The sequence below is a fragment of the Henriciella sp. genome (genome assembly GCF_029937755.1).
GTDB lineage: Bacteria > Pseudomonadota > Alphaproteobacteria > Caulobacterales > Hyphomonadaceae > Henriciella.
Genome location: NZ_JAPYPG010000002.1, coordinates 1 through 20282 on the forward strand (window position 1 = coordinate 1; position 20282 = coordinate 20282).

The window sequence follows — 20282 nt, forward strand, 5'->3', positions numbered from 1 at the left end:
GATAGCCGAAACTGGGTTCCAAGCCGGACTTGACGAAGACGGATACTTCCCACTGACAAGCAGAGGGGTCGGAGGCTGCTCGGCCTGCATGAGCATTATGAGGCCGCTGGCTCAGGGGGTGTTCGGGTCGTTCAGCCATTTCCCGAATACGGTCACATCCTGGGCTTCATAACCGAGCGCCCCGTAGAAGGCTTCGGCATCGGCATTGCCGATGCGGACCATCAACTGGACTTTTCCGACATTCCGGCTTGCGAGCCACAGCTCGGCTTCGGCCATCATTTCGCGGCCATGACCATGACCCTGTCGCTCCGGTTCGACGGCGAGATAGTAGATCCATCCCCGGTGCCCGTCATGCCCGACCATAACTGACGCGATCAGATCATCCTCCCTGTAACCCACCATCAGCGTCGCTTCGCGGCTACGCACACACAGATCGATATCGGCCGACGGATCGTTCCACGGCCGCGTCAGGGCGCAGCGTTCCCATAGCGCAATCACAGCGTCGCGGTCCTGCTCGCGATAGGTGCGGATGTGTAGGCTCATATAGTCTGTCTTGCGGGATTCGGCTCGGTTGGCGCGTCCCGCGGCCTGCAACCGTCCGCCCGGCGTCCAGGACAGTCCCCCAATCAGACGAAGGTGGGCGGACGACCGGTCTGCCCGGACCCGCCGCTTGCGCAAGGCGACGGGGCTGAAGGCGTCTGGAAGTGGTCTCAGCGTCCTACCTTTCCGCCTTGCGCAACCGGCTAATGGGTCCGGCCTGCCGGCCTTCTCGCCGCCCACCCCCGCCTGATGCGGGAGGGACATTTGGGCGGGGAGACGAGACTGACGCCATGACCACACCGCAACCTTCAGCCCCCCTTGCGGCAGACGCTGCACCCACATCTCCAGACCGGCCCCGTATCTATGTGGCCTGCCTTGCCGCCTACAATAATGGCTGCCTGCACGGGCGCTGGATCGACGCGACGACACCTGATGAGGTGATGGCCGAGGTTCGCGCCATGTTGGTGACGTCGCCGCTGCCGGACGCCGAAGAGTGGGCGATCCATGACTATGAAGGCTTCGAAGGCGCGCAGCTTTCCGAATATGCGAGCTTCGGGACAGTCTGTAATCTGGCCGATTTTATTGCCGAACATGGCAGGCTCGGCGCGCTGGTCCATCGCCATTTTGGCGACGACCTTGAGCAGGCCGTGGCGGCTTTCGACGATTACGCAGGCTGCTTTTCGAGCCGGGCAGACTTCGCCGAAGAACTCCACCGCGACACCGGGACGGAAATCCCCGCAGCCCTCGAATACTATATCGACTGGTCAGCGCTCGCCCGCGACATGGAGCTGAATGGCGACATCATGGTGTTCGAGACAGGGTTCGAAGACGTTCACGTTTTCTGGACGCGTTGAACGCCATGACCTTCACCCAGCACTTCAACACCTACGCCTGCGAAGGCGATACGATCAGCTGCGAAGCCGAGGGCTTCACGGTCACGGCCCGGATTGTTGCCGACGATTGCCCCGACGCGCCGGACCAGCGGCAGGACGGATTCTGGCCCTCGCTCTACAAGGACGCGCCCGGTTTTATTGGGCCGGGAAACGGATTCCGCCAGCGCTTCGCCGAGGCGCAGGCCAAGGCCGAAGCCGTGATGGAAGCATGGCGCAAGGGCGAGTGGTTCTATTGCGGGATCGTGCTTTCGGTCGAGCGCGACGGAATCGAACTGGATCACCACGCCGCCAGCCTCTGGGGCGTCGAGTGTAATTATCCCGGCACGGACAATTGCTACCTCACCACTGTTGCGAACGAGCTGTTATCCGAGGCGCTGGACGCAGGCCGCGCCGCTGCGGCCCGGCTTGCTGCGACCGTGACGGGCTGGGCTTCGACATGAGCGTTGCCCGCACCGTCACTGAATTGCTTGGCCCAAGGCCGCGCATGACGCTCGTCATTGCCGAGGCCCAGGTCGCCGAAATCTGGGTCGAGGGCCGCGCGCCGCTGATCACGATCCGCGATTATGACTGGGGCGAGACCGACCCCCAACCAAGCCGGGACGCGGACGGCTTTCCCTTCACCAAGATCAACTGGAGAGGCCCCGCGTGGGCGCTGGGTCTCTCGCTTTACCCGCCAGAAAAGGAGACCTCCATGGCACAGCCCGACCTCAAACACATCCCGCTCGACGAGCTTCGGATTTCCAAACTCAATATGCGGCATGGGCGCAAGAAGCCGGACGTATCCGACATTCTGCCGTCCATCCGGGAGAGCGGATTGCGTCAGACTTTGCTCGTTCGCCGCGAAGGCAAATATTATGGCGTCATCGCCGGACGCCGCCGTTTTTTTGCGCTCAAAGAAATCGCGAAGGAGACAGGCGAGGTGCCGTTCGTTCCATGCGCGATCATGACTGAAAAGGATGCGGCCTCCGCGATTGCGGCATCTGTCATCGAAAATGTCGGACGCCTGCCTGCGACAGAAATGGAGCAATATGAGGCGTTCAAGCGCCTCAACGATGAAGGCAAGGCGCTGGAGGATATAGCCAGCTTCTTCGGAGTGACTGAGCTTCTGGTGCGCCGTGTGCTCGCGCTTGCTTCGCTCGACGAACCGATACGGAAACTCTACGCCGAAGACGAACTGGACCGCGAAACGATCCGCGCGCTTACGCTTGCGACGCCAGAACAGCAGGCCGAATGGCTTCGCCTCTTCCAGAGCGAAACCGAACGCGCCCCGATGGGCCGGTCGTGCAAGGCATGGATAACGGGCGGGACCACGATCACCACCGACAAGGCCTTGTTCGATCTTGATGCCTATGAAGGACAGGTCACTGCCGACCTCTTTGGCGAGCATGGCGTCTTTGCGGATGCGGATCAGTTCTGGCAGGCACAATCCGCCACGATTGCCGAGCGGGTCGAGGCCTACAAGGAAGACGGCTGGAGCGATGTCATCTGCCTTGAGCGCGGGGCGTATTTCCACCGCTGGGAGTATGTCCAGTGCGCCAAGGAAGATGGCGGAAAGGTCTTCATCGAAATCCGCCATGACGGGACGGTCCAGCTCCACGAGGGACAGCTGACCTCCGCCGAGGCCCGTAAGCGGCAACAGGGTTCGAAAGGTGACAGCGACGCCGTTCCGGCAGCCGTTCGGCCAGAAATGTCCGGCCCGCTTGCGGAATACATCCTGCTTCATCGCCACGCTGCTGCTCAGGCGAGTTTGGCCACATCACCCGCGATTGCTCTCCGCTTGATGGTCGCGCATGCGATGGCGGGGAGCGCGCTCTGGGACGTGCGTCCTCACGAGCTTCGCGTCCGGAAAGATGAGACGCAAGCGAGCGTCGAAGGCTCGGCATCTGTGGCTGCACTCGCCGAAAAGAAGGTTCAGACTGACGCCCTGTTCAAGGCGCTGAACGTCAATCCGGCCCTTCGCCGGAACGGCGACGACTACCGCGTGTGCGAGCTTTTCTCTGCGCTGCTCGCCATGTCGGATGAAGAAGTCCTGACGGTTCTGGCAAGTGTCATGGCCCGGGCGCTCGAGGCCGGGAATGGCATTGTCGAAGCCGTCCTGCATGTCTGCGGCACCGACCTTTCGGCGGCGTGGAAGCCCGACGATGTGTTCTTCGATCTCACGAAGGACAAGCGCGCCATCAATGCGATGATCGGAGATATTGCGACCCTGTCGCTCGCGGAATCGTGCCGCGCCGAGACGGGCAAGGCGCAGAAACAGGAGCTTGCGAACCGGATCAGCGGGGAGGGTTGCGAGGCCAATCCTGACTGGCGACCGGGCTGGATGCAGGTGCCACCGACCCGCCTTGTCGACGGGGCCGGATCACCGCCCGCCGATGCGTGGACACGGATTGCGAGCCTGTTCGAAGCGGGGGCGGAAAACGCGTCCGATGAGACGCCTGAGCATCAGGACGCTGCCTGAATAATCGTCTCCTGTTCAGCCAGCTTGAGGAGCCGCCCGGTGCCTGTCACCGGGCGGCTTTCCGCTTTCTGAGGCTGGGGATTGTGGCTCCGATACCTGGGCGACCCATGAAAATGCCTTCAAAAAAATCGCGCGTCTTGAGGTCTCGATGGACAATCGAGACGCGTGTGATGAGGGGTCTGATTTCTTCCCGAAAAGCGTGTCACTGACCCCTTGTTTCCGTCTTTGCCTTGAAGACCTGGACGCGGACTGAGCGGCCATGAAACCGCCTGCGGCGAAGAAATTTCCCCGCCGCTTTGCGGCTCCTCGCGCAGCAAATTTCATCGCCCCAGGCGGTGCTCCGCATGCGCTTCGCCCCTATCGGGTTCTAGCCGCTCAGCCCCCGTCCGGGCGGTCCGGCGTCGACGGGGACAAGGGGTCCCCGGGAGACACGCCAAGGAAAGAAAAGGAGACCCCTATGGCAAACGCACTCGGATATGTCAGCGAGACCAAGTCCGGCTTTGAAGGCACCCTCGCAATGATGAACCTCTCTGCCGCAATCCGCATCGAGAAGAATGCAGAAAAGACCGAAGAAGGACATCCGGACTACCGCATCTATGCCGGTGAAACCTCGACCGAAATCGGCGGCGGCTGGATGCGCAAGTCGAAGGCATCGGGACGCGACTATGTCTCGCTGACGCTGGCAGACCCGCAGATCGGACCGCGCCGGATTTTCGCAAACCTCGCCCCGGTCAAGGGCAAGAAAGGCCGGCACGTCATTCTCTGGAACGCGCGCGACTAGGGTAGATCACAGCCTTGCCAAGCCGCTCCGGAGACACCTCCGGAGCGGTCTTCTTTCATGCCGAAAGGGTCTGCAACGAAGGTGCTGATACGCCTATCAGCGCTGCATTCTAACGTGAGGTTTCTTTGGGGATTCAAGGGTGTCGCGAGCGTGTGGTGCAAGTTAGACACTCTTAATCTGAGGATGAGTTGGCAGTCTGTCAGGGCTTCGAGTTGCGTAGAGGAAAGGAGAAGCAACGCTATGACAGAGACAAATAGAAGTGGAGAGGAGCTTCGACCCAAATCAAACCTCCCAACCCCGACCGAATGGATGAACACGGATGAAACCGCTGACCATCTCGGCCTCAAACCGAAGACCCTGGTCAATATGCGTTCGCTGGGAACAGGCCCGGTTTATCACAAGATCGGCGCCAAGGTCTGGTATCGCGGCAAGGACATCATCGCTTACACCAATGGACGTAGGTTCATGGGGACAGGCCTTCGCGATGAGTCGTAGAATCGCGTTGTTAGGCATGGGATGCGGGCTAGGCCTCATGGTCTCCGCCAGCATTATCAACCGGTCCGACTTCATCTGGAACCGGACGGAAAGCATGCCCAAGGGCCTTTACTTTGTTGACCGGTCGGCGCGAATTTCGACAGGCGATCTGGTAGCGTTTGCGCCCTCGGATGAGGTTCGACATTGGCTGAACGATGAGGGAATTGTTGGCTCCGACTGGCCCTTGTTGAAGCATGTTGCGGGCCTATCCGGTGACGAGATTTGCAGATGCGATACGCAGGTCTCCATCAACGGGATCACATCTGTTGATGCGCTCAAAGTAACCGAGTCCGGCAGCGCCCTTCCCGTCTGGCAGGGCTGTCAGACCCTCAAAGCCGGCGACGTTTTCCTGCTCAACTCTCATCCCCTGTCAGTCGATGGACGATACTTCGGCGTTCAGGACGGCGCGCGCATCATTGGCGTCGCCAGGTCCATATGGACTTATGGCAACCGGTCGGCTGAGGATCAGGCGACCGTCAAAGCGATAGATAGCGGGACGGGAATGGCTTCTGTGTCCCGGAGGGCAAGATTAAGGGAGTGTCACCCGGCGACACTTAACCCATTGTCTGCACATCCTTTTTTGTGTGACCCGGCGCCGGAAGACGGGTGCACGGATTTGCAATCCGCAGTGCGCTTGGAGCCGTGAGCGACGATTTCGACTTCGTTCCTCGACTCGGGAAGATCAGGTCGCTGGGCAAGGCAAAGACCCAGCTGAAGCGGCTGAAACGTGTCGTCGCGAAGGGGCGGCTTGGAACGCGCGGCCGGCAGTCTCTGGCACCGGGAGCGGTGCGTCATGCAGGGCGTGGAAAAATACAGGCCGCCCTTGCTCGCCATTGGTCAAACCAGCGGGCCCGGCGCGTAATCGTGAAGGTGTATATTGCGCGGGCGGGTCCAACCGGCATGGCGGGCTTTGCAAAGCATGTCGCCTACATCCGCCGAGAAGGTGCCGGGCGCGAGGGCGAGCGCGGAAAGCTCTATGACCGGAGTGTCGATGAGGTCGATGCAAAAGCGTTCAACGAACGGGCCGACGAGGACAGGCGGCAATTCCGGCTGATCGTCTCTCCCGAAGACGCCGAGCAGATGAAGGATCTGACACAGTTCACGCGGGAGTTCATGAGCCAGGTCGAGAAGGATCTCGGCCGCCGCCTCGACTGGGTTGCCGCCAATCATCACGACACGGCCCAACCTCATGTGCATATTGTCATCAGGGGTGGCAATACCCGGAATGGCGAGCTGCTGATTGACCGCAAATACATCACGCAGGGATTTCGGGCGCGGGCGCAGGAGCTGGTGACGCGCGAGCTAGGACAGCGGCGGCTGCGGGAAATGGCAGCTGCGAGGTCGAACGAAGCCGAACGTGAGGCGCTCACGGCGATCGATCATGACATTGCGCGTTCGTTGAGTGATGGACGTTACGCGCCGCAGAGTGAACTTGGCGGATTGTCGAGGTTCGATGGCGCGGTCGTTAATCGCCGTCTTCGGTTTCTTCGGACACTCGAACTTGCGGCACGGCAGGAGGACGGTCACTGGGCGATGCAGGAAGGTTGGCAGGAGACGCTTCGGGCTCTTGGCAGGCGTGGGGACATCATTCGGTCACTTTCCAACATTCAGGGCCGGAAGATCGATACGGCGCGTCTGCATGCCCTGCCCACAAGCACACGCTGCTCATGGTCGCCGAGACGGTGCGCGATAATGAACGCGACGCCGACGCGCTGACCAGTCTTGTCGAAGAAAGCCAGGCCGCCGCCGGCAATCTCCAGGTCCTGCAGGCCGGCAACCAGATCGAGGCCATGTCGGCCCAGCAGCTGATGCAGATGGAAGCCATGATGGCGGCGCATTACCGCGCCGAAGCGCTCGACCGGGCGCGCGAGCTTGAAGAAGCCGAGCGCGGCCGCGCGCGCCTGCAAAGCTTTTTCGGGAACTAGACCGCCATGGAAGAGATGGGCGTCATCGACCGGTTCCTCGAAACCTTCGTTGCCTACATCGATTCAGGCTTCGGCCTGCTGGCGGGCGATGTCGCATACCTGACGACGACGCTGATCGTGATCGACATCACGCTGGCTGGCCTGTTCTGGGCCCTGTCGCAGAATGCCGATGTCATCTCGGGGCTCCTCAAGAAGGTGCTCTATGTCGGCTTCTTTGCTTTCATCCTCGGCAATTTCTCCATCCTGGCGAACGTCCTCTTTGCGAGCTTTGCCGAACTTGGTGTGAAGGCGGGCTCCTCGACGCTGACGGCTGAGGATCTGATGCGCCCTGGCTATATTGCGGGCGTCGGGTTCGAGGCGGCGCAGCCGCTTCTCGAAGAGATCGGCGACATGCTGGGGCCGATCCGCTTCTTCCATAATTTCATCCTGATCGCCGTCATGCTGATTGCCTGGGCGATCATTCTCGTCGCCTTCTTCGTCCTCGCAGTGCAGCTCTTCGTCGCCATACTGGAGTTCAAGCTGACGACGCTCGCGGGCTTCGTGCTTGTGCCCTTCGCGCTCTGGAACAAGACCTCATTCCTCGCTGAACGCGTGCTCGGCAATGTCGTCACCTCCGGCATCAAGCTGATGGTGCTCGCCATTGTGATCGGCATTGGCTCGACGCTGTTCACTTCGATCACCGAGGCCTTTGGCGGGCCGGGCGATGTGACGCTGGCTGAAGTCATGGGTACGGTGCTCGCCTCCATCGTCTTTCTCTGGATGGGCGTGTTCGCCCCCGGCATTGCCTCTGGCCTTGTGACTGGCGCCCCGCAGCTTGGCGCAGGCTCCGTGGTCGGAACGACAGCGGCTGTTGGCGCAGGTGCCGTGCTGGCGACAACCGGAACGGTCGCGGCAGGCCGCGCAGCGCTCGGCGGCGTATCCGGCGCGGTGAAGGCCGGGGCCTCCATGACCGGCGGCGCCCGCACTTCCTATGACCTCGGCCGCATGGCGTCCGGTCATTCTGGATGGCGCGGTGCGGCAGCAGGCATGGCCGGTGTCGCGCAGGCTGGCGGCGATACGCTCCGCCGGATGGCAGGACGGCCCTTCGCGTCGGTCGGCAATGCCTATCGGCGTGGCAGCGAAGCGGCCTTTGCCGCGACCGGCGGCACGATGGCAACGGCGTCCGGCGATGCGTCGTCTGCCGGCTCTGCCAGCCCCGCCTGGGCCCGCCGCCTTCGCACAGAACAGCGCCTGCAACATGCCGGCGCAATCACTGTCCACGCCCTGAAGGACGGTGATCGCGGCATGGCGGGCGACAATCCGAAACTCCGAAACGAAGAGGACTGATCCACATGGCATTCCGGCGCACCTCCACCCATTACGGGCAAAGCCCGCATCCCGAAACGCCCTACCAGAAGGCCGGCCAGGTCTGGGACGAACGGATCGGTTCGGCCCGCGTCCAGGCCAAGAACTGGCGGCTGATCGCGCTGGGACTGCTCGGACTGCTGGCAGCGGCGTCTGCGGCCCTTGTCTGGCGGAGCCTGCAATCGACCGTCACCCCCTATGTGGTCGAAGTCGATGACACGGGCGCCGTGAAGGCGGTCGGGCCGGCGCTTGCACGCTATGAGCCGAGCGATGCTCAGATCGCACATCATCTCGCGAACTTCATCTCCGATGTCCGGAGCCTCTCCATCGATCCTGTCATCATCCGCCAGAACTGGCTCGCCGCCTATGACTATGTCACCGACAAGGCGGCGATCACGCTCAGCGATTATGCGCGCGACAATGATCCCTTCGCCGAGATCGGCCGGCGCTCGCGCAGTGTCGACGTCGTGAGCGTTGTGCGGGTCTCGGACGAGTCCTTCCAGGCCCGCTGGCTTGAGAAGACCTATGAGAATGGGGCGCTGACCGGCGTCAAACGGTTCACGGGGCTTTTCACGATTGTGAATTCCCCGCCGCGCGATGCCGAGACGCTCCGCGCCAATCCCCTCGGCCTTTACATCCACAGCCTCAACTGGGGCGAAGACCTTGTCACAGGAGACACAAAATGATCCGTACAATGAGCCTTGTATCCGCCCTTGCCTTGACCACGGCCTGCGCGAGCGTTCCGCCGGAGCCCGTCATCGAGGATACGGACTTTGTCGAAGCGGCGTTCGTCGAAGACGTGCCAGAGCGGCCTGTCGAGATTGTCGAGACGCCGACCGTACTTGCTCTGCCCGGCCAGATGAAACCCGTCGAGGGCACAAAGCGCACGGTGACGCGCGTCTATACCTCACCGACCGAGACCATCCGCAAGGGCACGACCGAGGCCCGGATCGAACCCTCCGTCGATGGCTATGTGAATGCGATCCAGGTCTATCCCTACACCGAAGGGGCGCTCTACCGGCTCTATGCCGCGCCGGGCCAGGTCTCCGACATTGCGCTACAGCCCGGCGAAACGCTGGTCTCGGTTTCGGCGGGCGACACTGTGCGCTGGATTGTCGGAGAGACCTCCTCTGGCTCAGGCGGCGCGGCCCGCGCGCATGTGCTCGTCAAACCGATCGCAGCAGGCCTTTCCACCAATCTGATGATTGCGACCGACCGGCGGACTTATCATCTAGAACTCGAGAGCGTTGATGGGACCTATATGGCGGCCCTCTCCTGGCGCTATCCGGCGGACGAACTCGCTGAATTGGTTTCCCGCAACAAGATTGCCTCCGTGCGTGAGGATGCGTCCATTGCGCCGGGCGTTGCGGTCGACCGGCTGGACTTCGATTATGTCATTGAGGGTGACAAGCCGATTTGGCGGCCTGTGCGTGTGTTCGATGACGGACGTCAGGTCTTCATCCAGATGCCCGCCAGGCTTGCCACAATGGATGCCCCGCCACTCTTCATCCTTGGCGCGTCGGGCGACGCCGAACTCGTCAATTATCGCCTGCGCGGCACTTACTACATCGTCGATCATCTCTTCCGCGCCGCCGAGCTGCGGATCGGTGAGAAGGAGCAGACCGTCGTGCGAATCCGCAAGCGGGTCCAACGCTCCGGCCTTGCCAGCCTGTTCGGAGGCGAGGGATGAGCGAGCCGGCCCCCTTTCCGAAACAGGCCGACGAGCTAAAGCTGCGCGCGCGGCCGCGGCCGGTGACGCGGATCAACCGCAAGGTCCTGATGGCGGGCGCCTGTCTGGGCGTGCTGGGCCTCTTTGCCGCCGCCTCCATCGCGCTCGATCCGCCAAAGGCGGTCGATCCGGCAGACCGGCAGGAACTCTACAATACGGCGACCAAGCGCGCGCCGGATGGGCTGGCGGATCTGCCGAACTCCTACCTCAACTGGCAACCGGCTGGTGATACGCCGAGACTTGGCGCGCCGATGGCGGGCGACCTTGGCGGAACTGTCGTCGCGGAAGAGGAAGAATGGGGTCTTGAGCCTGACTGGAATGTCGCGCCTTCGGATGATTTCCGGCCCTCTGCCGAAGATGAAGCCATTCGTACGCAGAGGCTGGCGGACGCAAAACTGGCCGATGCAGCCGGCAAGGCGGGCGTGTTCTTCGATGTCGGCAATCGGCAGTCACTGGCTGGCTCAGTGTCTTCGGCCAGCGGCCTGCCAAATAGTCTCGGCTCGGAATTGCTGGCGCTTGCCGCCCAGGGCGCCGGCGCCCCTGGCTTTGCGGGTTCGCCTGATCAGAACCTCCAGGCGGAAAAGATCGCGTTCGCCACGGAGAAGCGGGACGGTGACATCTACAACCCACATGATGTCGAGACCCCGGTCTCGCCCTATCAGGTGATGGCGGGCACGCTGATCCCGGCCTCTCTCGTGACAGGACTGAACTCTGACCTGCCGGGCAACGTCATCGCGCAGGTGACGCAGCCGGTCTATGACACGGTGAGCGGCTCGCATCTGCTCATCCCTCAAGGCGCGCGCCTGATCGGGCGTTACCAGTCGGAAGTGTCCTTCGGCCAGGAGCGCGCGCTGCTCATCTGGGATCGGATCATCCTGCCAGATGGCAGCTCGCTGCAGATTTCGGAGCCCGCCGCCGATGCGCAGGGCTATGCGGGCGTCTCCGACAGGACCGACCATCACTGGGACCGCGTCTTTGCGGGCGCCGGGCTCGCGACGCTGCTCGGCATCGGCTCCGAACTCGGCTCGGACGATGATGATATCGAACGTGCGATCCGGCGGGGGTTCGGGGACAGTGTCTCCGAAGCTGGCCAGCGCGTCGTCGACCGTAATCTCGGCATCCAGCCGACGATCCGTATACGGCCCGGCTGGCCAGTGCGCGTGGTCGTGACACGCGATCTCGTGCTGCGGCCTTACTCTGAGGGAGGCCGGTGATGAGCCTCCGAATCGGACAACTCCCGGATCGGACTCCGGTGAAGCTCACCATCTCGGTGGATCCCGATCTTGCTTCCGCGCTTGCCGACTATTCGGCGATCTATGCCGAGACCTATGGCGCGGAAGAGAAGCCGGAAACCCTGGTGCCTGCCATGCTGGACATGTTCCTCAGCTCGGATGCCGGGTTCAAGCGGGCCCGCAAGGCCCTTCATGCCAGAGCCAGCAAAGGAGAATAGCAATGGCAACAATCGGCACCTTCAGCCAGAAGGATGGCAAATGGACCGGGACGATCCGGACCATGACGATCAATGTGAAAGCCCAGATGGTCCCGGTGACCGAGAAGGCCGAAGGCGGACCCGACTACCGGATATTCGCAGGCGGCGCAGAGCTTGGCGCAGCATGGCGCGAGGAAAGCAAGGACGGCGAGACGCCCTACCTCGCGGTAAAGCTCGACGATCCGGGGTTCGAGAAGCCCCTGAGGGCTGCCTTTTTCGAGAAAGAAGAGGATGGCAGCGGCGTACTGGTCTGGAACCGGCAGAAGCTGAACTAAACAAGCATGGGTCGTTCCAAGCCCGTCACAACCAGCGATATCGAGGAAGCCCTTGATATTGCTGCACGTGTGGTCGATCAGTTCGGGTACAAGTACTGGCCGATTTTCGAGCGGCTCGAAGCGGAACTTGAAAGTCGGGCTAGCCGGGAAAAGCGGCTTCAATCGAGGCTTGATCGACTATGCCATGATGCGTCTATGGCCATAGAACTACGACCGCCTCAGGAATCGCGAGAAAATAGCTGAAAATGCATATCGCGTACCTTATTGGCCTTAAGTGCAACCCAAGTACGTTCTTGTATTGTTCTTTTGTCCGCACTAGCTTAACGAATAGATTTGCAGCAACCGCGACCGAACGTCTATCGACGCGGGGCTGCGAGTCCGCTTAGAAGGTTAACACAATGTCGGGGCCAGCGAAATCATAGATCGTTAAGACAATCGCAAGCGTATCCCCCGACCTCTATTCGAGTAGAAAAGGGAACCTGAGTATTGTCGAATACCAAGCAAATCCTTGCTATGCTCCGCAGCCGTGCCGACGGCGACGATGAGCAATTTTATTCGATTGCGCTTCAGGTAGCCGCGGCGGAGGCACGCCAGGGTCATAGGAAGACCGCAGAAGAACTGCGGGCAGCTGTCGACGAAGCGAGGTCAGCGCGTGGAACGCGTACAACCGTGGCGGTACCGTTCGCGGCCCCACGTGGAGATCTTGAAGGCCTTCTTGATCTGAGAGAGGTCAAAACCACGCTTGCAGATGTGATCTTATCCGAGGGTCTGACCACCCGGCTCAATGCATTGCTACTACAGCAGAGGAAACGCGACTGGCTCCGCGAATACGGCAAGACTCCCAATCGCAGAGTGCTCTTTGTCGGCCCGCCCGGAGCCGGCAAGACGCTGACGGCAGAAGCCCTCGCAGGCGAATTGCACCTGCCATTTTACATAATCCGCCTGGATTCCCTGATCACGCGCTTCATGGGTGAAACTGCCGCTAAGCTGCGATTGATCTTCAACGAAACCCTCAAGCGTCGGGCGGTCTATTTCTTTGATGAATTCGATGCTGTCGGCGGCAAGCGGGCGGCCTCGAATGATGTCGGGGAAATGCGCCGTGTGTTGAACTCCTTCCTCTTGTTCCTGGAAGAACCCGGTGCAGTCGATAGCGTGATCGTAGCGGCAACCAATCATAGCGAACTTCTCGACCGTGCCCTTATCCGGCGATTCGATGAAGTCCTGGAATTCTCAATGCCAAGCGAGGAAGAAATTCGCGCTGTTGTGAAATCGCATATCCGGCCAATGCGATATCCGAGCATTAAATGGGAGACGGTCGTAAATGCGGCCGAAGGGCTCAGCCAGGCCGAGATTGCGCGTGCGACGGAAGAAGCTGTCAAAGTCGCCATTCTGGAAGAACGAAACAGCCTGAACACGTCCGATATCACAAAAAGGCTTCGCGAGCGCCAAGTCATGAGTGAAGCGTTTCATAGACGTCATACGGCAGATGAAGAGCAAACGTGACGCGTTTTACTCGGCCGCACATAGACATCACCCGTCTGGCACAGTCGCGCGCTTACAAATCGAAAGGCGGGGGGCAGCGCCAACGAATACAGCGCATACGCGACGAGCACGGACCACAACTGATCGAGGACTATGCAAAGGCTCTTGAGGAAGCGGTAAAAAGTCGTCCGCAAGACGCGGAACGGGGCATCGAGCCGACCGGCGTAGTACTCGAATTTGAACTCGCCCCCAGATCAGGTCCCGCCAAACTCGACCGAACCACCGAGAAGACCCGCCAGGGTGCTGTGCGCGTCGATGAAAATGGCGTCCAGCGTGTCGCCCTGATTGTGCCGGACGACAAACGCGACGTGATCGCCCGACTACTCGAAGAATACGCCTATGGCGATCTCGTCGGCAAGGAAGGCGATGAGAAGCCTCCCAATGCTGGCCGGATCGAACAGATCGAACACATTCGCCAAGCCAGATTCGAGACATTCTGGCGCGATGACCCTGAAGCGCTCCCCCAATCACGACAGGATTCCATGTGGTGGGGCGTCTGGTGTTTCAACGATGCAGTCGACGCCGTGATCAATGCGGCCAGGCGCATAAATTGCCGCGTTGCCGAGCCCGACACTTATCTGCGATTTCCTGACGTGACCGTTGTTCCGATCCACGGCACGCAAGTGGCGATCGAAATCCTTCTATTCGGAACACTTGGCATTGCAGAAATTCGTCGCGCCAGCGACAGCCCCAGCTTTTTCATGACAGATATCCAGGGCGACGAACGAGCATGGGTCGACGAATATGCCGAACGCGTTGTCTGGCCCGCAGGGGATGCACCAACCGTTTGCCTGCTCGATACCGGCGTCAATCGCGGCCATCCCCTTATTGAACCCGCTCTTTCCGATGAGCATGTCGATAGTATCGACCCCGACTGGGGTAGCGATGATCATCACGGTCACGGGACCGGCATGGCCGGTCTTGCCCTACATGGCGATCTCACCGCACCGCTGGGGGACACCACTCAACGAGACCTCACACACCGAGCGGAGTCGGTGAAAATTCTTCCTCCAGACGGGTTCGATCCGAACGCGCCGAACTCCTATGGCTTTATTACTCAGTCGGCGGTCTCGATTGCGGAGATCAACAACTCCGAGGCTGCATTCCGCAGCTTCTGCATGGCGGTCACCAACAGAGATCGCACCGGTGCAGAAGCGACGTCCTGGAGCGCCGCCATTGACCAGTCCGCCGCGGGCGCAATGATCGGAGATCCTGAAGAGACCCCAAATCGACGGCTCTTCATCTTGTCCGCTGGGAATATCCGCGACCATGAAGCTGTGGACGCTATCGAAGAGCCTGATGCTTTTCCAGCAGAGGATCCTGCCCAAGCATGGAATGCCATTACTGTTGGCGGGTACACGGACAAAACTGAAATTCAAGACAACGGATATGACGGCTTTGACAGTTGGGCCAATCCTGGTGAGCTCAGCCCGTATAGCCGTTCAAGCTATTTGTGGAGCGTACGCAAATCTCCATTGAAGCCGGAATTGGTCTTCGAAGCCGGCAACCGTGCGATCAGTTCGGCGAAGACTGAAGCTGTGGCAGGCCTGCCATCGCTGTCGCTTCTGTCGACGGGTGCGGACGTTACGCAATCGCCTTTTGAACCATTCTGGGCGACAAGTGCTGCGGCGGCCCAGGGCGCAAGAATGGCAACTCAGATCGCCGCTTCACATCCTGACTATTGGCCAGAAACAATCCGCGCCTTGATGATGCACAGCGCCGACTGGACAGGTCCCATGCGAGCTGAGCTGGACGCAAACAACAAGACCGGGCGCACCGAGCTGGTTCGTCGCTACGGATATGGCGTACCCAGTCTGGAACGGGCGCTGGCCTCGGCCCAAAGCCATCTGGCATTGATTGCCCAGCAACAAATCCAGCCTTTCAAACAGAACAAATCCGACGTGAAATTCAACGAGGCGCATATTTATCCCCTGCCCTGGCCAACCGAGGTTTTGGAGGAGCTGGGAGAAGCTCTGGTCAGATTGAAAATGACACTGTCTTACTTCATTGAACCCAATCCGAGCTTTTCTTCTGCAATCGATCCGGCTCGCTACCAATCGTTCGGATTGCGATTTGATCTGAAGCGCGCCGGTGAGACTCGAACTAATTTTCTGAAGCGCCGAAATCTGGAAGAAAGACGCAATGGTGATCCCAAGCCGACAACGCCCGCTGACAGCGGATGGCTGTTAGGAGAGCAGCAGATCACCGTGGGCTCACTTCACTGCGACGTCTGGCAGGGTACAGCAGCAGAACTCGCAGCCCGCAACGCACTATGGGTCTATCCGGTGAATGGTTGGTGGCGTGAGCGTAAGGCGCTCGGCCGGGCCAATCGCAAGACGCGATATAGCCTGGTCATGACCGTTGAAACCGAGGACCAAACCATCGACCTCTACACACCTATCGAGGCGCTGGTTGAAACGCTCGTTGATATCGAAATCTAATACTCCCAGTCAGTGGTTGGTTATCCGGGCATTAGATTGTCAAACCATCCGGAAATGGATGGGCAATTTTGAGCAGCTGGTCACGTCGAAAATTCAATGATCCTCCCTGCCCGTATTCCGGCCGGTTGTTCTTGTGACCCATAAGCGCGCAGCGGAGCCCATAATCGAGATTGCCTTCCAGCATGCGGTCCTCGAAGGAATGTCGCAGCGAATAGATGACGTGATCCTTGCTGGGCAGGAGTTCCCGCTGTTTGAACGCTTTCATGAGATTGGCCGAAACGAGTGTATTGCGGTCGTAATAGTGCTCGAAGCCGTTGGGGCAAAGTTTCATTGCTGGGAGCGCGACACCGACGAGCGGGATTTCGCGTTCTGAATCACTCGTTTTGAGTTCTCTGTTTTGTTCCGGCCGGATGATGATGTGCGGAATATCATGATCGAGCTGGATATCGTCCGGCCGCAGATTGACGATCTCACTGAGACGCGCGCCGGTCTCTATCAACAAGTAGATGATCACACGCAGCTCGAGCCGAAGTTCATCGAACATGCCCGGTGCCAGGATTTTAGTTCGCACCCACTCGTCACTGAATGAAGCGCGCTTCACCTTGGACTTGCCAGCAAAGAAAAAGCCGCGGAACGGATCTTCGACATCCGTTTGACCACGATACTTGAAGTACCGCAGGTAAAGCGAGCGCATGTTGCCGATGTGGCGATTGACCGTGTTTGGCGTAAATGGTTTCGAGCCATCCTTCTGCGGCAGCATGCGGGACTGCCACCAATCTCGGTAGCGCGTAGCGACATCTCTCGTGATGTCCAGCAGTGGGATGTCTCCTTCCCGTTCAATGAAATAGTCGATCGAGACCTGTTTGCGCTTCTCCCACGATTTCCGCTGGGCGTCCGACTTGTTGTACTGATCATCGAAGGCGATTTTCGAGACGTAGAGTTCGAAGGCTTCCGAAACGGTTGTCCGGTCCTTTTCCTCGGGCGCACCGCCAAGGAGCGCTTCAGCCTTCTCTTCGCCGGGCTCAGCGCCGCGATCGACCTTCCTCAGCCGGTCGATAATTTCTTCAATGTCTAGCTGGGTGGCGACTTCCTCGACCGGGCGGTACACGAAGCCCTCTGCCATCGCACGGGCAACTGCGGCACGATGGCGCTCAGCGGCAGCGCGGCTACGTGAGCGCTCGGTATCCTGGGCCTGGAGCGCGAGGCTGCTCCACAGCGCGTCATCTGCTTCCGCGAGGCCATTGCGCCGCATCATGGCGACTTCTAAGGATTGGGTGCGCAGAGCGACCTGAATCAGGCAGCGCTTGTCAACATCTTTAAAGCGTTGTGGAACGCGCCGCACATAGTGCCACCAGCCGCCGCGAGCCTTTAGAAATTTTGTGCCAAGTGAGAAATGCTTCATCGCCGTTTGTAGTGCAAAAAGTTTGCATTTTGTGGTGCAAATTGTAGTGCACGACCGGCGAAAAGGCGTGGAGAACCCGAGGATTCTCCAGTATTTTCAATGATTTCAAGGGATCTGGCGGTTACCATTTCCGGAGAAATGGCGCGAGTGACGGGGCTCGAACCCGCGACCTCCGGCGTGACAGGCCGGCACTCTAACCAACTGAGCTACACCCGCACAGATCGGCCACCGCATTTCGCGGTGAGGCGCCTGATTAGACAAGCGGGCCGGGGTGGTCAAGCGGGAACTGCCATGAGAATGCCATGACTTGCAGCTACGTCTGCACCCAACTTCAGAAACAACCGTTCGGACCCCATGAAACGTATTCTTTTGATTGCCGGCGCGGGATTTGGCCTCCTGATCCTGGTCATTGCCGTCCTCCCCTTTCTCATCCCCTCCTCTGTCTACAAGACGCAGATAGAAAAGGCGGCAAGCAAGGCTCTGGGTCGTGATGTCACTGTCGAGGGCGACGCCAGTATTTCTATATTTCCGGTGATCTCCGCATCGATCGAGAATGTATCCGTCGCCAATGCCGAGGGCTTTGACGAGCCCGCCATGATCTCAGCGGGATCGCTTCGGGGCTCCGTTCAACTCTGGCCGCTATTCACGCGCCGGGTGGCGGTAGACGAAATCACTTTTGAGGACGCAACGGTCTTGCTGACACGGCTTGAGGATGGCCGCGTCAATTGGGTGCTGGGGAATTCGGATACGGGGCCTGCCGAAAGCGAAGATGCAGGCGGCACCTCCCTCAACACGAGCATAGACAAGGCGCGTCTGCGCAATGCCAAACTTGTCTATGAGGATCTTCAGGCAGGAACCCGCTACGAACTGAACGAACTCGACGCCGAAGCCTCACTGAAATCCCCTGAAAAGCCACTCAACTTGCGGGCGGACGGGCTCTTCCAGAGTGAAAGGTTCGAGCTGAATCTGACACTCTCATCTCCACAGTCACTCATGGACGGTAGCGAGACATCCCTTGATGCGCAGCTAGGTTCAAATCTTGGCAATCTGAGCTTTGATGGCCTGTTGACCACTACGGAACCTGTCGCCGTGTCCGGACAATTCACGGCGAATCTGCCTCAACTCGGAGAAGTATCGAGATTTCTCCAGCTCGACCTGCCATTAAATGTCGAGCCGCTTGGCGGTCTGAAGACGTCTGGAACGATTGAAGGCCAACTGCCTGACCTGACGATTGCCTTTGCGGACCTTGTCCTGTCCGGTGACGGCTTGAACGTAAATTATGATGGCACGGTTTCCCTGACCCCCTCTCCCACGCTCGACGGAAGCGGGAGCATTGCTATCCGGGATGCCTATACACTCACCCAGCAATTGGGACTGACGATGGATATCCTTCAGCCTATTCGGCAAGTCTCGGTGGAGTCCAACGTTCAGGGGCCGCTGGATAGCCTACAGCTTTCCGGCCTGGACGCCCGCACCAACGGGCCAAACTTGTCAGCAACCTATCGAGGCGGTCTGAGCCTCGGGGACCCAGGCGCGCTCGGTGGCAACGTGAATATCGAGTCCGGGCAACTCCGAACACTGCTGTCCCAGTTGGGCGTCATGCTTCCTGAAGGCGATAATCTGAAGACGGCCCGACTTGCAGGCCGCCTGACCGGCACCCTGAAAAAACCGACCATAGAGAACGGCACTTATGTGCTCGACAAGGCAGAAGCCCAGGGCACCCTCGCCGCCGACCTGCAAGGTACAAAACCATCAATCGAGGCCAACCTTGCCCTCCCGCTTCTGGATCTTTCACCATTCCTGGGCGGGAAGACAGATCCCTCAGGGTCTGGCAATGCCGGTTCTGACTGGAGCGACGAACCTCTCGACCTTGAGGCCCTAAAGAGCGTGAATGCAGAGCTGAAACTGAAAGCCGACAAGGTTCTTCTGAATTCGATCACTCTGTCGAATGCAGATCTTGGCGTAACATTGAAAGACGGCCAGCTGACCGCAGCGCTCAACCGTTTCACGACATTTGGGGGCGACTGGCAGGGCCGTGGTCTTGTGGACGTATCCGGCGACATTCCTCGCTATAACTTCAAGATGTCAGCCCAGAGTGTGCAGGCCGACAAACTCCTGGCCACACTGTCCGGTTTTGATCGGCTGGGTGGCGCAGGAGAATTTACTGTCGATATTGCATCGGATGGGTCGAGCATGCGCCAGATCGTCAACGCTCTGGATGGAACGGTCTCGCTCGACCTGCAGAATGGCGTGCTCAAAGGCGTGAATCTCGGCCAGCTTGTTCGTTCTGCCGGCTCCCTTCGTGAGTCCCTGCAGTCGGGCGGACTTTCAATCGCATCACTGGGAACAGCCGTCTCTCCGCAAGCCGAGACAGACTTCAGCAGCTTCTCAACATCTTTGAACATTCAAGACGGATTGGCCCAGGTCCAGTCTCTGACACTCATCAATCCTGTTGTGGAGGTTGCCGGCACCGGCCAGATCAATCTGGGCGGACGAACCCTGGACCTCAAGCTCACTCCAGCAATCGACAAGCGTGGGAAAGGTGATGCAGCTGCCGTGCAGGTAAATGGTATTCCCGTCCCTCTGCGCATTCAGGGAAGTTGGCTCTCTCCAAAGATCAGTCCGGACCTGTCCGGCTTGCAGCAAGCCCTTGCGGCGGCAGCGCGTGACGAGGCGGCAGGTCAGTTAAAGGACAAGCTTGGTGGGGGTCTCGGCTCAATCGTCTCGGAAGCCATTACGAAGAAGAAATCCCCGGAGCCGACAACGTCTGCCAGTGGAGGCACTACTTCGGATACGGGAGAGACGGTTGAGACCACCGATGACCCCGAGGCTGTCGCCGAGGACGACACGGCTGACGAGGAAGACACTGAGGAAGAGGTGATCAAGGAGGTGTTAGGCTCGATTTTCGGGCCGAAACAGTAGTTCAGCC

The 20282-nt window shown here is 59.8% G+C and carries 20 protein-coding genes and 1 tRNA gene; 18 read left to right on the plus strand and 3 right to left on the minus strand.

The features are described from left to right. Nucleotides 1–111: 111 nt before the first annotated feature. Nucleotides 112–543 carry a GNAT family acetyltransferase gene (locus tag Q1K29_RS05300; RefSeq protein ID WP_084397230.1) on the minus strand — a complete coding sequence of 144 codons (432 nt, stop codon included), beginning with the start codon at nt 541–543 and terminating at the stop codon, nt 112–114. Between the two features lie 287 nt (nt 544–830). On the opposite strand from Q1K29_RS05300, the gene Q1K29_RS05305 reads away from it, so the two are divergent. The 17 genes from Q1K29_RS05305 to Q1K29_RS05385 all read left to right on the plus strand — a co-directional run bounded on the left by Q1K29_RS05305 (nt 831) and on the right by Q1K29_RS05385 (nt 15951). Next, on the plus strand, nt 831–1394 hold the full coding sequence (locus Q1K29_RS05305) for an antirestriction protein ArdA (RefSeq protein ID WP_084391400.1): 564 nt from the start codon (nt 831–833) through the stop codon (nt 1392–1394). Between the two features lie 5 nt (nt 1395–1399). After that, complete coding sequence (locus Q1K29_RS05310; protein ID WP_084391399.1) at nt 1400–1873, plus strand: hypothetical protein; 474 nt, start codon at nt 1400–1402, stop codon at nt 1871–1873. Further along, nucleotides 1870–3891: a ParB/RepB/Spo0J family partition protein gene (locus Q1K29_RS05315; protein WP_300391929.1), complete on the plus strand. Its 2022-nt coding sequence runs from the start codon at nt 1870–1872 to the stop codon at nt 3889–3891. The genes Q1K29_RS05310 and Q1K29_RS05315 overlap by 4 nt, the downstream gene beginning before the upstream one ends. 457 nt (nt 3892–4348) lie before the next feature. Further along, entirely contained in the window at nt 4349–4672 is a 324-nt protein-coding gene (locus tag Q1K29_RS05320) for a DUF736 domain-containing protein (protein WP_013301513.1), read from the plus strand. A gap of 240 nt (nt 4673–4912) precedes the next feature. After that, entirely contained in the window at nt 4913–5167 is a 255-nt protein-coding gene (locus Q1K29_RS05325) for a helix-turn-helix domain-containing protein (RefSeq protein WP_013301514.1), read from the plus strand. Continuing rightward, nucleotides 5157–5852, plus strand: a complete 696-nt coding sequence (locus Q1K29_RS05330; protein ID WP_366524173.1) for a S26 family signal peptidase — start codon at nt 5157–5159, stop codon at nt 5850–5852. Before Q1K29_RS05325 ends, Q1K29_RS05330 begins: the two co-directional genes overlap by 11 nt. Continuing rightward, nucleotides 5849–6922 carry a DUF3363 domain-containing protein gene (locus tag Q1K29_RS05335; RefSeq protein ID WP_300391930.1) on the plus strand — a complete coding sequence of 358 codons (1074 nt, stop codon included), beginning with the start codon at nt 5849–5851 and terminating at the stop codon, nt 6920–6922. Before Q1K29_RS05330 ends, Q1K29_RS05335 begins: the two co-directional genes overlap by 4 nt. Then, nucleotides 6874–7131, plus strand: coding sequence for a hypothetical protein (locus Q1K29_RS05340; RefSeq protein ID WP_300391931.1), 258 nt, complete (start codon nt 6874–6876; stop codon nt 7129–7131). The genes Q1K29_RS05335 and Q1K29_RS05340 overlap by 49 nt, the downstream gene beginning before the upstream one ends. A 6-nt stretch (nt 7132–7137) precedes the next feature. Beyond that, nucleotides 7138–8457: a P-type conjugative transfer protein TrbL gene (gene trbL, locus Q1K29_RS05345; protein WP_300391932.1), complete on the plus strand. Its 1320-nt coding sequence runs from the start codon at nt 7138–7140 to the stop codon at nt 8455–8457. 5 nt (nt 8458–8462) lie between these two features. Further along, a complete protein-coding gene (gene trbF / locus Q1K29_RS05350) occupies nt 8463–9161 on the plus strand; it encodes a conjugal transfer protein TrbF (protein WP_300391933.1) in 699 nt (232 codons plus the stop codon). Next, complete coding sequence (trbG, locus tag Q1K29_RS05355) at nt 9158–10165, plus strand: P-type conjugative transfer protein TrbG (RefSeq protein ID WP_300391934.1); 1008 nt, start codon at nt 9158–9160, stop codon at nt 10163–10165. Before trbF ends, trbG begins: the two co-directional genes overlap by 4 nt. Further along, nucleotides 10162–11418: a TrbI/VirB10 family protein gene (locus Q1K29_RS05360; protein ID WP_300391935.1), complete on the plus strand. Its 1257-nt coding sequence runs from the start codon at nt 10162–10164 to the stop codon at nt 11416–11418. Before trbG ends, Q1K29_RS05360 begins: the two co-directional genes overlap by 4 nt. Beyond that, on the plus strand, nt 11418–11654 hold the full coding sequence (locus Q1K29_RS05365) for a DUF2274 domain-containing protein (protein ID WP_300391936.1): 237 nt from the start codon (nt 11418–11420) through the stop codon (nt 11652–11654). The genes Q1K29_RS05360 and Q1K29_RS05365 overlap by 1 nt, the downstream gene beginning before the upstream one ends. 2 nt (nt 11655–11656) lie before the next feature. Next, entirely contained in the window at nt 11657–11968 is a 312-nt protein-coding gene (locus Q1K29_RS05370) for a DUF736 domain-containing protein (protein WP_013301538.1), read from the plus strand. 6 nt (nt 11969–11974) lie between these two features. Beyond that, a complete protein-coding gene (locus tag Q1K29_RS05375) occupies nt 11975–12211 on the plus strand; it encodes a hypothetical protein (protein ID WP_300391937.1) in 237 nt (78 codons plus the stop codon). Between the two features lie 243 nt (nt 12212–12454). Further along, complete coding sequence (locus Q1K29_RS05380) at nt 12455–13471, plus strand: ATP-binding protein (protein WP_300391938.1); 1017 nt, start codon at nt 12455–12457, stop codon at nt 13469–13471. Then, a complete protein-coding gene (locus tag Q1K29_RS05385; RefSeq protein ID WP_206992901.1) occupies nt 13468–15951 on the plus strand; it encodes a S8 family peptidase in 2484 nt (827 codons plus the stop codon). The genes Q1K29_RS05380 and Q1K29_RS05385 overlap by 4 nt, the downstream gene beginning before the upstream one ends. A 31-nt stretch (nt 15952–15982) precedes the next feature. Here Q1K29_RS05385 and Q1K29_RS05390 read toward each other — a convergent pair whose 3' ends face one another. Continuing rightward, nucleotides 15983–17353: a site-specific integrase gene (locus Q1K29_RS05390; protein WP_242517515.1), complete on the minus strand. Its 1371-nt coding sequence runs from the start codon at nt 17351–17353 to the stop codon at nt 15983–15985. Between the two features lie 139 nt (nt 17354–17492). Next, nucleotides 17493–17569 (minus strand) — tRNA-Asp (locus tag Q1K29_RS05395). 138 nt (nt 17570–17707) lie between these two features. On the opposite strand from Q1K29_RS05395, the gene Q1K29_RS05400 reads away from it, so the two are divergent. Next, nucleotides 17708–20275, plus strand: a complete 2568-nt coding sequence (locus Q1K29_RS05400; RefSeq protein WP_300391940.1) for an AsmA family protein — start codon at nt 17708–17710, stop codon at nt 20273–20275. Nucleotides 20276–20282 lie beyond the last annotated feature (7 nt).